A 13,349-nucleotide genomic window follows, 5' to 3' on the forward strand; every position below is an offset into this window, starting at 1 on the left:
GGCGGAGAAGGACGTCAGCACCCATGACGGGCTCCCCGGGCCGACCTCCCGATGCAGCGGTGCGCCCCGCTCCCGAGCGGCACCGCCGCCCCGCTGCACGCCCGGCCGCGGCCCGGCTCCGCGAGCAGCGCGACCGGCCCGGGGCCGTCCGCCTCCGGCAGGGCCGGGGCGGGCCCACCGGGAACACCGCCCGGCGTCCCCGGAGCAGCGGCGCCCGCCCGACGGCCGCCCCGGCGCCTGCGCCTGGCCTTCCCCCGCCCGGGCGCCCCTTCCCGGGGGCCGCCCGACGGCTCGTCCGGCGTCCCATCCGGCGTCCCTTCCGGTGCTCCGACCGGATCGGCGGCCGGGCCGCCGCTCTCCTCGTCGGTCGACTCCGGCACCGTCGTCTCCTCCTTCACCCCGTTCTCCTCCTTCGCCTCCCCCGCCCGCTTCGCCTCCCGGCGGAGCCGCTGGCCCTCGACGGCCGCGAGCAGCGCCTCCGGGGTCATGCCGTCGTTGAGCGACTCGTGCAGCAGATCGGCCAGCAGGTAGGACGGGTCGAGGTCGAGGGCGCGGCCGAGCACCACCCGGGCCGTCGCCGTGTCCCCCGCGACCCAGGACGCCCAGGCCAGCAGGGTCAGCGGGGCGACCGCGCAGCCCTCGTACGGCGGCACCGCGCGCCGGGCGAGGAAGCGCCAGAGCCGCTCGGCGGACGCCAGCTCGGCGGGCCGGACGTACTCCGCGCCGCGGTCCCGGGTGTGCCGGTCCCGCAGGGCGAGCAGCAGCCGTGCCGTCCGGTCCTCGTCGAGCTCGCGGGCACCGGCCGCGAACTCGGCGAAGGCCTGGTCGAGCAGGGCGATCCCCGGCGCCGACGGATCGGCCGTCCCGACCCGTGCGAGGGCCGCCCGCTGGGCCTCGGCACCGGGCGGGCCGATCGGGGCCAGCCCCGCGATGATCGCCTTCCGGCTGCCTCGCGGGGCGAGGCCCGCGAACGTCGCCGCGGCGGCGGCCGGCCCCGGGGCGGGGGCGGGGCGGATCGGGTTCCCCGCCGGATCGCAGCAGCCCTCCCGGCGGCAGAGGAAGGACCACCAGCGGCCGTCCGAGACGCACAGCGACTCCTTGACCGGCACGCCCCGGCGGGCGAACGCGGCCCGGAGGCCGTCGGCCAGCGGCCGCAGGCCGTCCACCACCGGCGGCCCGTGCCCGGGGACGGGATCCTGGCAGAGGTAGAGGAGCACCTGGATCGGGCGGCTGCCGCGCTGTTCCGAGACGTCGACCAGCAGGGCGGCCGTCTCCTCCGCCGCGGCCGGCCACTGCGCGCGGGACGCGGGGATGTCCGCCCGGAGCACCCCGCCCTGGTGGAGGTCGGGACCGTTCAGGCCGACGGCGACGATGCTGTCGTCGGGGAAGAAGCCGAGGAGGTAGGGCAGCAGCTCGGCCATGTCGGCCGGGCCGCGCATCGTCACCGGCCGGTGGCCGGAGGCGGGGCCCAGGGAGAGCGTCACGTTGTCCCCGTTCGTCGTGGTGTCGTCGTTCATGCCGTTCTCGTTGTCCATGCCGTTGTCGCTGTTCATGGCGCTGTCGCTGTTCATGGCGTTCATGACGGGAAGAGTGCCGCGCCCCGAAATCCGCGGCTGACTTCTGTTTTTTCCTGTGGACAACTCCGGGCCGGAATTCCGCTTCCCTCGTTCGGAGCACGTCATCGCCACTCTCCCGAGTGATATTTGACTGCCGTTCAGCCGAAGATCGGATGACATACACCCCGGCTCCACCCTTCTCACGTGCCCCGGCATTCGCCCGTTGTCGGCGCCTCGGGGTTACATGGACGCCATGCAGCCGCACGAGATCCACACCACCGCCACCGCCGCCGACCGCGCCGAGGTCAGGGCGCGGGCCGAGGCCGTCCTGCGCGAGCTGGCCGGCCCCGGCGCCGCCCTGCGCGACGACCAGTGGACGGCCATCGAGGCCCTGGTGGTCGACCACCGCCGGGCCCTGGTCGTGCAGCGCACCGGCTGGGGCAAGTCCGCCGTCTACTTCATCGCCACCGCCCTGCTGCGCGCCCGGGGCGCCGGGCCCACGGTGATCGTCTCGCCGCTGCTCGCCCTGATGCGCAACCAGGTCGACTCCGCGGCCCGGGCCGGCATCCACGCCCGCACCATCAACTCGGCCAACACCGAGGAGTGGGACGCGATCCAGGCCGAGGTCGCGGCCGGGCAGGTAGACGTCCTGCTGGTCAGCCCGGAGCGGCTGAACAACCCCGACTTCCGCGACCAGGTGCTCCCCAAGCTCGCCGCCTCCACCGGCCTGCTCGTGGTCGACGAGGCGCACTGCATCTCCGACTGGGGCCACGACTTCCGCCCCGACTACCGCCGGCTGCGCACCATGCTCGCCGACCTCCCGCCCCGGGTCCCGGTGCTGGCCACCACCGCCACGGCCAACGCCCGGGTCACCGCCGACGTCGCCGAGCAACTGGGCACCGGCACCGCCGACGAGCACGCCCTGGTGCTGCGCGGCCCGCTCGACCGGGAGAGCCTCACCCTCGGCGTGCTCGCCCTGCCCGACCCGGCGCACCGGCTCGCCTGGCTGGCCGACCACCTCGACCGCCTGCCGGGCTCGGGCATCGTCTACACGCTGACGGTGGCCGCCGCCGAGGAGGTCACCGCCTTCCTGCGCGAGCGCGGCTTCGCCGTGGCCTCCTACTCCGGCCGCACCGAGGACGCCGAGCGCCGCACCGCCGAGGCCGACCTGCTGGCCAACCGGGTCAAGGCGCTGGTCGCCACCTCCGCGCTCGGCATGGGCTTCGACAAGCCCGACCTCGGCTTCGTGGTGCACCTGGGCTCGCCCAGCTCCCCGATCGCCTACTACCAGCAGGTCGGCCGGGCCGGGCGCGGCGTCGACCGGGCCGAGGTACTGCTCCTGCCCGGTCGCGAGGACGAGGCGATCTGGCGCTACTTCGCCTCGCTGGCCTTCCCGCCCGAGGAGCAGGTGCGCCGCACGATCGACGCGCTCGCCGAGGCCGGCCGCCCGCTGTCCACGGCAGCCCTGGAGCCCCGGGTGGACCTGCGCCGCACCCGGCTGGAGACCATGCTCAAGGTGCTCGACGTGGACGGCGCCGTCCGCCGGGTCAAGGGCGGCTGGACGGCCACCGGGCAGAGCTGGGAGTACGACACCGCCCGCTACGCCAAGGTCGCGGCCTCCCGCGAGGCCGAGCAGCGCGCGATGCGCGAGTACGCGGCGGCCACCGGCTGCCGGATGGAGTTCCTGCGGCGGCAGCTGGACGACGAGCAGGCCGCGCCGTGCGGGCGGTGCGACAACTGCGCCGGGCCGCTGCACACCCCGGAGGTGTCGGCCGCCACGCTGGAGGCCGCCCGCGCCGCGCTCGGCCGCCCCGGGGTCGGCTTCGAGCCGCGCCGGCTCTGGCCCACCGGCATGGAGGCCGTCGGCGTGCCGCTCAAGGGGCGCATCCCGGCCGGGGAGCAGGCCGAGACGGGCCGGGCGCTCGGCCGGCTGTCCGACATCGGCTGGGGCACCCGGCTGCGCGGCCTGCTCGCCGAGCAGGCACCGGACGTGCCCGTCCCGGGCGAGGCGGTGGACGCCCTCGTGACGGTGCTCGCCGACTGGGCGCGCGGGCCGGGCGGCTGGGCCGGGCCGGCCTCGGCCGACGGCGCCCGGCTGGAGCGGCCGGCCGGCGTGGTGACCATGGCCTCCTCGGCCCGCCCCCAGCTGGTCGGCACGCTCGGCGCGCGGATCGCCGAGATCGGGCGGCTGCCGCTGCTCGGGCGGATCGAGTACGCGGACGGGCGGCCCCCGCACGGCGCCCGCAGCAACAGCGCGCAGCGGCTGCGCTCGGTGACCGAAGCGCTGGTCCTGCCGCCCGAGTTGGCGCAGGCGGTGGCCGCCGCGGGCGGTCCGGTGCTGCTGGTGGACGACCTCGTCGACTCGGGCTGGACGGTCACCGTCGCCGCGCGCCTGCTGCGCCGGGCCGGGGCGAGCGCGGTGCTGCCCCTGGTGCTGGCCGTGCAGGCCTGATCCGCGCGGCCCGGGCGGCGGGCCGCGCACCCGGGCCGCACACCCGAACGGAGGCGGGCCGTCCGTTCGGACGGACTCACTCGAATGGCCTAAAGGAGGGAGAGATCACATCGGCGGGGCGCCCGCGCGGCACCGACGACGGGAGAGGGGCGATGACATTGCGGAACCCAGTTCACGGGCCGTTCACCCTGGCCCTCGCCGGGCTGCGGAGATGCCTGAGTACCGCTTGCGCCAGAGGGGAATATATCCGGCAGAACGTGGGCTTTCGGGCGGCGTTCATCATTTCATCGTTGCCGCTCCGCCCCCGATGCCACGAGAATTGGCGGGTACCCGAAACCCGGTCCGGTGGACCCTGCCTTCGGCGTACGCAGGTACCCGCGTGCCCGTGGGTCGGGAAGGAGGATCGTGATCAACGGTATCGGCCGAGGTCAGTCTCCCCTCGCCCGGAGTTCGGCGCCCAGACGGCTGCTGGACCTGGAGACCTGGACCGCCTCGGGGATCCCGTTGCTGCGCGATCCGCGCGACTTCGTCCTGGAGCTGCACCAGCGCCACCTGCCCCAGCCGGGCACGGTCGTGGTCGCCGTCCTCGACGCGGTGCACCACCTCAGCGCCTCGGCCTCGTTCACGCCCTGGCCGCACGACACGGACGGCTGGCAGCACCGGAACGCCCTGCTCGCGCACCTGCGCCAGATCACCCCGCACGACCTGCGCCAGCCCGTGCCGACCCGCACCGCGGTGCTGCTGCGCTGCCGCGAGGGCGCCCCGGGCTGGACCGAGCAGGACGGGGCCTGGATGTGGGCATTGCGGGACGCGGCCGTCCTGCACGGACTGCGCTGCGGCTCCTACATTGGGCTGACCCCGGCCGGCTGGCAGATCCTCGGGGACGGGCGGCAGGGCCGCAATCCGCACGCGGGTTCGTGGGCGGACGGACCGGTCCACACCGTGACGGAGCTGCCCCCGCGCACGGCCCTGGACGCTCCGGGCGGCCGGCGCGCGCTGCGCCAGACGTCCGAGCGGCCCTGGACGCCCGCCAGGCTCTCCGCGGTCCAACCGGCCCGCCGCACCGGGACCCGCTGAGCCCCGAGTCCTCCACGGGCTCCGCGAGTTCCACGGGCTCCATGAGCTTCACAGGCTTCCAAGCAGCCGCCATGGGCTCCCAGGACCCCGCCGTCCCCACGGCCTCCCAGGCCAGCTGCGGCCGGCTGCGGGGTACGACGGCCCGCGGGCCCGGCACCGTACGGCACCGGGCCCGGGCGGGGCCGCTCGGCTCAGGCGCTGACCGGACGACCGGGCGTCGCTCCGGCGGCACCCTTGGCAGCCGGGCCGGCGTCGCCGCAGACCACGAGCAGCACGGACGCGTGGCCGAGCGCCGCGGCGTACGCCTCCGCGGCACGGGCGGCCGGTCCGCCGTTGGCGACCAGGACGACCACCTCGCGGCGGGCCGGGCGGGTCGGCACGGCGTCCGCGTAGAACACGTCCCCGCCCTCGGCGAGTTGCGCCCAGTAGCGCTCCTCGCCGAAGGAGAGTTCGTGCTGCTGCCACGGGTGCGCCTCGCCGACCGTCAGCACCAGGATCTCGCCCGGGCTGCGCCCGGCGTCGAGCAACTGGTCGACCACCTCGTCGGCGCGCTCCAGCGCCTCGGCCGGGGTGGCCGCGACCCGCCGGACCTCGATCTGGGGTGCGGTCGGGGCCGGACGGCGCGGTGCCGGGCCGGGCTTGGGCACCGGACGCGGCTGCGGACCGGGCCGGCCGGCGCTCGGCGGTGCCAGGCGCGGCGGCGCTGGGCGCGGGCCGGGCACCGGGGCGGGCGCGGCGACGGTGGTGGGTGCGGTGGCGGGCGCACTGCCGGTGGCAGGCGCGCGGAGGGCTTGTGCGTCCGACTCTCGGGGGAAGGGAACGCCGGGGCCCGGGAGGCTCTCGTGAATCTCCGGCTCCTCGGGGAAGACAGGCATACCCGGATATCTATCAAATGCCGGTCGAACGCGCACGGGCGCCCCACCCATTGGGTACCAAGACGTTGCCGGACCCACCCGGGGCAATTCCAGACGGACCGTCAGAAACCGAGCGTCAACTGTTCGTCGGCAGAGCCTTCGGCCGCCTCCAGACCCGGCCGGATCCGCTTCAGGTGGCGCCACTTCGGCAGTGCGTCCAAGTACGCCCAGGAGAGCCGGTGGTGTTCGGTGGGCCCGAACTCCTCCAGCGCCGCGCGGTGCACCGGGGACGGGTAGCCGGCGTTGTCGGCGAAGCCGTACGCGGAGTGCTGCTCGCCGAGTTCGGCCATCATCCCGTCGCGGTGGACCTTCGCGAGGACGGAGGCGGCGGAGACGCAGATGCAGGACTGGTCACCCTTGATCACCGTGCGCACCCGCCAGGGGCCGCCGAGGTAGTCGTGCTTGCCGTCGAGGATCACCGCGTCGGGCTCGACCGGCAGCGCCTCCAGGGCGCGGACGGCGGCCAGGCGCAGGGCGGCGGTCATGCCGAGCTCGTCGCACTCCTGCGGCGAGGCGTGGCCGAGCGCGTACGCGGTGACCCAGTCGGCGAGGACCGGTGCGAGCGCGCGGCGGCGCAGCTCGGTGAGCAGCTTGGAGTCGGTGAGCCCCTCCGGCGGCCGGCGCAGTCCGGTGACGGCCGCGCCGACGGTGACCGGTCCGGCCCAGGCACCGCGCCCGACCTCGTCCAGCCCGACGACGACCTTGGCGCCGGCCCGGCGGAGCGAGCGCTCGACGGAGTGCGTCGGCGGGACGATGGGCATCACAGGCTCCGTTCGGCTGGGCGGCCCGTTCAGCTGGGGCTGTTCCAGCCTAAGCCCGTCGCCGAGGTGCCCCGCGCCACGCCGGAGGGGCGACCACGGAGCCACCACCGGCTACCGGGGAACCACCGCGGAGTCACCGCGGGTCACCGGCGCGCCTCAGGCCCCGATCATCGGCATCAGCACGTCGTCGACCAGGCGGACGGCGTAGTCGGGCGGGGTGTTCTCGCGCCCGCAGATCTTGACCTGGTAGAGCAGCATCGCCGGGGCGACGTCCGCGACCATCGGCGTGACGGCCCCGGGGCGGACCTCTCCGCGCTCCGCTCCGCGGCGGAGGATGTCGAGGATCGTCCCGGTGGTCGGCGCGACGACCCGCTGCACGATGAAGTCCTTGAACAGCTGTGCCTGTTCGTGGTCGAGCTCCCCCATCAACGCCTGCAGGGCGCTGCCCGCGCGCGAGTTCATCGCACCCGCGAACACCTCGATGAGCTGCAGGAGTTCATCGCGGGTGGACCCGAGGTCGGGGACGCCGTTCGGCCGTGGGAGAGTGGAGTCCAGGGCGTCCACGACGAGTTCGACCTTGGAGGCCCAGCGCCGGTAGAGCGCGGCCTTGCCGGTCCGCGCCGCAGCGGCGACGCCCTCCATCGTCAGCCGCGCGAACCCGCCGGAGGTGAGCTGGTCGAGCGTGGCCGCGAAGATCGCGTTCTCCAGCTCCTTCCCGCGGCGCCGCACCGGCCGGGTGAGGACCTCGGTGGCCACCCGCACCCGGCACAGCGCCGGCGGGCCGGACGCCGACCGCGCCGACGGCGCCGCCGCTCCCTCCGCGGCCGGGCCGACCGACCGGTCCGTCACCTGGCGTCGCACCGAATGATCCATTGCCACCAACCTTAAGGAACGCTTGCGTTCACAAACTGGCCCAGGATATCGTCCAGATTAGTGAACGATCCCGTTCCTTCCTAGCCTGCAGCACGGCGCAGGTTCTCCGCCGGGCCCACGGTCCGCAGCACATCACGCACATAGCCAGCCAGGGGGCACTTTCGTGGCTATTTCCGACACTCTCAGCAAGAACTCACCACCGCGCGGCGGCCCGAGCCGGGGCAAGGGCATCACCCTGGCGGTCATCGCGGCGACGCAGCTCATGGTGGTGCTCGACGCGACCATCGTGAACATCGCGCTGCCGGGCATCAAGGACGCGCTCAACTTCTCGACCACCGACCTGTCATGGGTCATCAACGCCTACACGCTGACCTTCGGCGGGCTGCTCCTGCTCGGCGGTCGCGCGGGTGACATCCTCGGCCGCCGCCGGGTGTTCATCTTCGGCACCCTGCTGTTCGGCCTGGCCTCGCTGCTGGGCGGGTTCGCCCAGGACAGCACCCTGCTGCTGGCCGCCCGCGCGCTCCAGGGCATCGGCGGCGCGATCTGTTCACCGACGGCGTTCGCGCTGATCGCCACCAACTTCGAGGAAGGGCCCGAACGCAACAAGGCGTTCGGCGTGTTCTCGGCGGTGGCGGGATCGGGCGCGGCGATCGGCCTGCTGGCCGGCGGTCTGCTCACGGAGTACCTGGACTGGCGCTGGGTCTTCTTCGTCAACGTGCCGATCGCGGTGCTGATCGCGATCGCCGCGCCGCGCTACATCGCCGAGTCCGAGCGCACCGACGGCCGCTTCGACCTGCCCGGCGCGTTCACCTCGACGCTGGGCCTGGTCGGCCTCGTCTACGGGTTCATCCGCGCGGCCAACCCGGACTACGGCTGGACGGACGGGCTCACGATCGGCTCCTTCGCGGCCGGCGTGATCCTGCTCGCCGCGTTCGTCGTGATCGAGCGGCGGACGGCCCAGCCGATCACCCCGCTGCACCTGTTCGCCAACCGCAACCGCACCGGCGGCCTGGTGATGATGCTCTGCCTGGCCGCGGCCATGTTCGGCATCTTCTTCTACGTCGTGCTCTTCGTGCAGGGCCCGCTCGGCTACAGCCCGCTGAAGGCCGGCGTGTCGTTCCTGCCGATCAGCGTGGCGATCATCATCGCCGCGCAGGTCGCGTCCACCCTCCAAGCCAAGTACGGCCCGAAGCCGTTCATGGCCGGCGGCGCACTGCTGGTCACCATCGGCCTGACCTGGCTGACCCAGATGGACAAGGACAGCGGCTACCTCGACGGGGTGCTCGGCCCCACGGTGGTGTTCGGCTTCGGCATGGGCCTGATCTTCGTCCCGGTCATGCTGCTCGCCGTCGCCGGCGTCCCCGGCGAGGAGAGCGGCGCAGCGTCCGGCCTGCTCAACTCGATGCAGCAGATCGGCGGCTCGCTCGGCCTGTCGATCCTGACCACGGTCTTCGCCCACTACGCCACGGCCGAGGCCAAGCTGCAGCTGCCGAAGTTCATGGAGACGGCCACGCCGGAGCAGCTGGGCTACCTCAAGGAGCACCACGACTTCCCCGCGGGCACCGACGCGGCCAACTCCGTCCTCATCCAGGGCACTTCGCACGGCTTCATCGTGGGTGCCGCCCTCGCGGCGGTCGCGCTGCTGGTCGCGGTCTTCGCGATCAAGGCCAAGGCGAGCGACCTGCCGTCGGAGACCTCCGGCGTCGCGATGCACTGAACCACCGGGGCGCCATCCGATGGAACAGACGGGCCGGCCGGGAGCACCACGCTCCCGGCCGGCCCGTCCGCCGTTCCGCAGGCCCCCAAACCCCCGGACCCCGAGCCCCCCAAACCCCTGCGGGTCAGAAGTACGCGTCGATCTTCAGCCCCGCCTGCTCGCACGCGCTCCGCCCGCCGCGGCCGTCGTCCGCCAGGGGCCGCGCGGCGAGGATCTCCCGGGCACGGGCCGAGGAGAGGCTGGCGGCGTACCAGGGCCGGGCCCGGTTCTCCAGGTCGGTGCGGATCAGCTGCAGCGCGCACGTCCGCTTGGCGCCGGGCAGCCGGTCGAGGGCGGGGACGGCGTCCGGCGAGAGGTCCCGGACGTTGCGCAGGTCGATCCGGCCGGTCCGCTCGTAGCGGGCGACGTTCTGCTCGGCGACGATCGCGTCCGGCCCCATCAGCCCGTAGACCACGGCGGCGAGTGCGCCGCTGAGCACGACGGCGCGCGGCAGCCAGCCCGCGGAACGGGTGAACCCGGCGGCGATGAGCAGGGCGAACACGCCACCCAGCCAGATCTCCACCACCAGCACCCAGAGCCGGAGCCGGGTGAGGCCCGAGGCGTCGACGTAGAACCACATCCGCCCGAGCGCCGACGCGACGACGGCCAGCGCGAGCACGCAGAGCAGGCCGAGCAGGATCCGCGCCAGTCGGCGGTCGGAGGGCGTGGTGCGCGGGGCCCAGCGCTTGGCGACGGCGACGACCACGAGCGTGAGCACCGTGATGACGGACAGCTGCCAGAAGCCCTGCCGCGCGTACTCGGAGCGGCTCATCCCGGTGTTCCGCAGGACGGCGTCGGCGCCCCCGAGCACCATCACGGCCTGGATGACCGCGAAGACGCCGAACATCAGGTCGAGCGCGACGAGCGGCAGCGCCCACTCCAGCCGCCCGCGGGCCCGGCCGGGCCGGACCACCGTGCGGTCCCAGCGGCGCGGGCCGGCCGCGATGTGCGCGAAGCCGAGCGCGGTGAGCAGCCCGACCGCGAACAGCACGGCGCGCACCGGGAGCCGGTCGAGGTCGATCCTCGGGCTGAGGCTGTCCAGGACGTCCGCCATGGCGGCATCGGCCCCGGCGAACAGCCAGCCGAAGACGACGAGGAGCACGGCGGCGACCGCGAGCGCCTTGAGTACCGGGACGATCCGGCCCCGGCTGCGCAGGCGGTGCCCGGCCAGGCCGTCGGCGGCCCAGCGCACGCCCGGCCCCACCTGCCAGAGGACGCCCGGCAGGGCGAGCAGCACGCCCGGCCAGCGGCGGCCGCCGTGCAGCGCGAGCGAGGCCAGCGCCAGCGCGCCGACCACCGCGATCACCACCGGCCAGCCGGCCTCCCACAGGGCCGGGACGGCGAGCAGGGCGAGCGCGAGCGCGCTCCAAGCGACCGTCCAGGGCCGGGCCCGGCGGCCCGCCCCACGGGCGGCGAGCCCGGCGCCGACCGCCGCGGCGACCCCGCAGACCGTCAGCCCGACGCCGATGCCGTCGCCCAGCAGCCAGGCCGTCAGGAGACCGGTGAGCAGCGCCGCGACGAGCACCCGCGGTGTGGCGGCGGCCTTGCCGTCGGGGTCGCTGGGCCGCAGCCACGAGAACGTCTTCGGGGCGGGCCGGCCCGGCCCCCAGGCGGCCCCGGCGGGCGGCGGATCGGCCGGGGCAGGGCTGGACAGCGCGGACATGAGTCCCCCTCAAGTGGTCGGTGGGCAGGCGGGAGCCGCCCTCCGGGCAGCCCGCCGGCAGACGCGCTCGGCGTTGCCGCCGCAGCCGACTGTAGAGCATTCTGAACAAGTTCAAAAGTTGGATCTGAACGCGTTCAGTTCACCCTGACCTGCTCCGACCAACCCCGGCCGGTCCCAGCCGGTCCCGACCACCCGGCCTCCCCCGACCAGCCCGGTTCCCCCGGCTACCCCTTCACCGACCCCGCCAGCAGCCCTCGGACGAAGTACCGCTGGAGGCTGAAGAAGACGATCAGCGGGACGACGATCGACAGGAACGCCCCCGCCGTCAGCAGCTCCCAGCGCCCGCCGAACGACCCGGACAACTGCGCCAGCCGCACGGTCATCGGCGCCACCTCCGGCGTGCCGCCCGCGAACGTCAGCGCCACCAGCAGGTCGTTCCAGACCCACAGGAACTGGAAGATCGCGAACGAGGCCAGCGCCGGCGTGCACAGCGGCAGCACGATCGACCGGAAGATCTTGAAGTGCGAGGCGCCGTCCACCACCGCCGCCTCCATCAGGTCCCGCGGCAACTGCGCGATGAAGTTGTGCAGCAGGAACACCGCCAGCGGCAGCGCGAACATGGTGTGCGCCAGCCAGACCGGCGCGTAGCTGCCCTTCAGGTCCACCGCCGGGATCAGCGTCAGCGAGCCCAGGTGCGCGCCGCCCGAGAACAGCCGCAGCAGCGGGATCAGCGCCATCTGGATCGGCACCACCTGGAGCGCGAACACCACGAAGAACACCACGTCGCTGCCCCGGAACCGCACCCACGCCAGCCCGTACGCCGCCATGGCCGCCAGCACCAGCGGGAAGACCGTCGCCGGGACGCTGATCGCCAGCGAGTTGACCAGGAACGGCATCAGGCCGGTCGAGACGCCGGAACCGCCCTCGAACAGCACGGTGTGGTAGTTGCCGAGGCCGAGGTCCGGGTGCAGGAGGGCGTTCCACCAGCCGTCCGCCGTGACGTCCTGTTTGGGCCGCAGCGACGTCACCAGCAGGCCCAGCGTGGGGATCGTCCACAGCACCGTCACCGCGATGACGAACACCGAGGCGAGCGGACTGCTGAACGCCTTGCGCACCGGGCCACGGGGACCACCGTTCATCGCACCCCACGCTCCTTCCGCAGTTGGACGATGTTGTAGGCCACCAGCGGCAGCACCGCGAGGAAGAGGATCACCGCGAGCGCGCTGCCCCGGCCGGTGTCGAACTGCACGAAGGACTGCGAGTACATCTCGTTCGCGAGCACCTGGGTGCCGAAGTTGCCGCCCGTCATGGTGCGGACGATGTCGAAGGCCTTCAGCGTGGTGATCATGACGGTGGTCAGCACGACCACGACCGTCGTGCGGATCATCGGCACGGTGACGTACCAGAACAGCCGCAGCCCGCCGGCGCCGTCCAGCCGGGCCGCCTCGGTGATCTCGTCCGGGATCGCCTTGATCGCCGCCGACAGCACCACCATCGCGAAGCCCGTCTGCACCCAGACCATGACCACCATCAGCAGGAAGGTGTTCAGCGGCTGGTCGAGCATCCAGTTCGGCGGGTCGTGCCAGCCGAGCGCCACGGCCAGTTGGCTGAGCAGGCCGATCTGCGACTGGCCGGGGCCGCGCGACTCGTAGACGAACTTGAAGATGATCGACGCGCCGACCAGCGAGATCGCCATCGGCATGAAGATCAGCGACTTGTAGACCGCCTGACCGCGCATCCGGTCCACCAGCAGCGCCAGCACCAGGCCGAGGCCGGTCGCCGCCAGCGGCGCGATCACCAGCCACAGCGCGGTGTTGACCAGCACGTGCCGGACGGAGTCGGTGGTGAACGCCCAGCCGAAGTTCTCGCCGCCGACGAAGTGGGAGCTGTCGTCGCCGAAGAAGCTCAGGTAGACCGTGCGCAGCAGCGGTGCGACCAGGCCGACCAGGAGCAGCAGCACGGCCGGGCCGAGGAACACCGCGACGGCCAGCGGCCGGGCCAGGCGGCCCCGGGCCCGGGCCGCCGCGAGGAAGACCAGCAGCAGGATCCCGAGGAAGCCCGCGATCGCGCCGAAGGTGTTGCCGAACTTGATCGCCGCGTCGCCCCACGCGCCGCCGGCGAGCGCGGCGGGCGGGGGCGGGGTACCGGGTACGGACATGGCTGTGCGTCCCTCCTGGTGCCGGTGGGAAGGGGGCGGGCGGTGCGGGTGGGTGGCCCCGCACCGCCCTCGGCAGGTGGTGCCGGGACGGCGCCGGGGCGGGGGCCCCGGGGCGGCGCCCGCCGGGGCGGCGCCCCGA

Annotated in this window: 10 protein-coding genes; 3 read left to right on the forward strand and 7 right to left on the reverse strand. The window is 74.0% G+C overall.

Features of this window, described 5'->3' with window-relative positions:
• Positions 1 to 14: 14 nt before the first annotated feature.
• The gene (locus ACFVU9_RS08775) at positions 15 to 1,580 is read right to left on the reverse strand and encodes a DUF4192 domain-containing protein (RefSeq protein WP_387591347.1); all 1,566 of its coding nucleotides are present in this window, start codon (positions 1,578 to 1,580) and stop codon (positions 15 to 17) included.
• A 229-nt stretch (positions 1,581 to 1,809) separates the two neighbouring features.
• Here ACFVU9_RS08775 and ACFVU9_RS08780 point away from each other — a divergent pair, with 229 nt between their 5' ends.
• Both ACFVU9_RS08780 and ACFVU9_RS08785 read left to right on the forward strand, forming a co-directional pair.
• Positions 1,810 to 4,008, forward strand: coding sequence for a RecQ family ATP-dependent DNA helicase (locus ACFVU9_RS08780; RefSeq protein WP_387591350.1), 2,199 nt, complete (start codon positions 1,810 to 1,812; stop codon positions 4,006 to 4,008).
• 405 nt (positions 4,009 to 4,413) lie between these two features.
• Positions 4,414 to 5,085: a hypothetical protein gene (locus tag ACFVU9_RS08785; protein ID WP_380439502.1), complete on the forward strand. Its 672-nt coding sequence runs from the start codon at positions 4,414 to 4,416 to the stop codon at positions 5,083 to 5,085.
• Positions 5,086 to 5,276: 191 nt separating this feature from the next.
• Here ACFVU9_RS08785 and ACFVU9_RS08790 read toward each other — a convergent pair whose 3' ends face one another.
• The 3 genes from ACFVU9_RS08790 to ACFVU9_RS08800 form a co-directional block, all read right to left on the reverse strand.
• Positions 5,277 to 5,960, reverse strand: a complete 684-nt coding sequence (locus tag ACFVU9_RS08790; protein ID WP_387591354.1) for a hypothetical protein — start codon at positions 5,958 to 5,960, stop codon at positions 5,277 to 5,279.
• Positions 5,961 to 6,061: 101 nt separating this feature from the next.
• Positions 6,062 to 6,760: a ribonuclease HII gene (locus ACFVU9_RS08795; protein WP_380439498.1), complete on the reverse strand. Its 699-nt coding sequence runs from the start codon at positions 6,758 to 6,760 to the stop codon at positions 6,062 to 6,064.
• Positions 6,761 to 6,916: 156 nt separating this feature from the next.
• Entirely contained in the window at positions 6,917 to 7,621 is a 705-nt protein-coding gene (locus ACFVU9_RS08800; RefSeq protein ID WP_387591357.1) for a TetR-like C-terminal domain-containing protein, read from the reverse strand.
• A 181-nt stretch (positions 7,622 to 7,802) separates the two neighbouring features.
• On the opposite strand from ACFVU9_RS08800, the gene ACFVU9_RS08805 reads away from it, so the two are divergent.
• Positions 7,803 to 9,350 carry an MFS transporter gene (locus ACFVU9_RS08805; protein ID WP_380439577.1) on the forward strand — a complete coding sequence of 516 codons (1,548 nt, stop codon included), beginning with the start codon at positions 7,803 to 7,805 and terminating at the stop codon, positions 9,348 to 9,350.
• A gap of 124 nt (positions 9,351 to 9,474) precedes the next feature.
• Here ACFVU9_RS08805 and ACFVU9_RS08810 read toward each other — a convergent pair whose 3' ends face one another.
• From ACFVU9_RS08810 to ACFVU9_RS08820, 3 genes are all read right to left on the reverse strand, one after another.
• Positions 9,475 to 11,052: a DUF4153 domain-containing protein gene (locus tag ACFVU9_RS08810; RefSeq protein ID WP_387591360.1), complete on the reverse strand. Its 1,578-nt coding sequence runs from the start codon at positions 11,050 to 11,052 to the stop codon at positions 9,475 to 9,477.
• Between the two features lie 224 nt (positions 11,053 to 11,276).
• Positions 11,277 to 12,191 (reverse strand): carbohydrate ABC transporter permease, encoded by a 915-nt coding sequence (locus ACFVU9_RS08815; protein ID WP_387591362.1) that lies wholly within the window; start codon positions 12,189 to 12,191, stop codon positions 11,277 to 11,279.
• Complete coding sequence (locus tag ACFVU9_RS08820) at positions 12,188 to 13,210, reverse strand: carbohydrate ABC transporter permease (RefSeq protein WP_387591365.1); 1,023 nt, start codon at positions 13,208 to 13,210, stop codon at positions 12,188 to 12,190. The genes ACFVU9_RS08815 and ACFVU9_RS08820 overlap by 4 nt, the downstream gene beginning before the upstream one ends.
• Positions 13,211 to 13,349 lie beyond the last annotated feature (139 nt).

Origin of the sequence: Kitasatospora sp. NPDC057936, assembly GCF_042887525.1 — a bacterium.
In the GTDB taxonomy this organism is placed as follows: Bacteria; Actinomycetota; Actinomycetes; order Streptomycetales; family Streptomycetaceae; genus Kitasatospora.

Bases quoted from the DNA above. Each gene is read 5' to 3' on its own strand.
- ACFVU9_RS08775 (WP_387591347.1), bottom strand. From the start codon at position 1,580: ATGAACGCCATGAACAGCGACAGCGCCATGAACAGCGACAACGGCATG.
- ACFVU9_RS08780 (WP_387591350.1), top strand. From the start codon at position 1,810: ATGCAGCCGCACGAGATCCACACCACCGCCACCGCCGCCGACCGCGCC.
- ACFVU9_RS08790 (WP_387591354.1), bottom strand. From the start codon at position 5,960: ATGCCTGTCTTCCCCGAGGAGCCGGAGATTCACGAGAGCCTCCCGGGC.
- ACFVU9_RS08795 (WP_380439498.1), bottom strand. From the start codon at position 6,760: ATGCCCATCGTCCCGCCGACGCACTCCGTCGAGCGCTCGCTCCGCCGG.
- ACFVU9_RS08810 (WP_387591360.1), bottom strand. From the start codon at position 11,052: ATGTCCGCGCTGTCCAGCCCTGCCCCGGCCGATCCGCCGCCCGCCGGG.
- ACFVU9_RS08815 (WP_387591362.1), bottom strand. From the start codon at position 12,191: ATGAACGGTGGTCCCCGTGGCCCGGTGCGCAAGGCGTTCAGCAGTCCG.
- ACFVU9_RS08820 (WP_387591365.1), bottom strand. From the start codon at position 13,210: ATGTCCGTACCCGGTACCCCGCCCCCGCCCGCCGCGCTCGCCGGCGGC.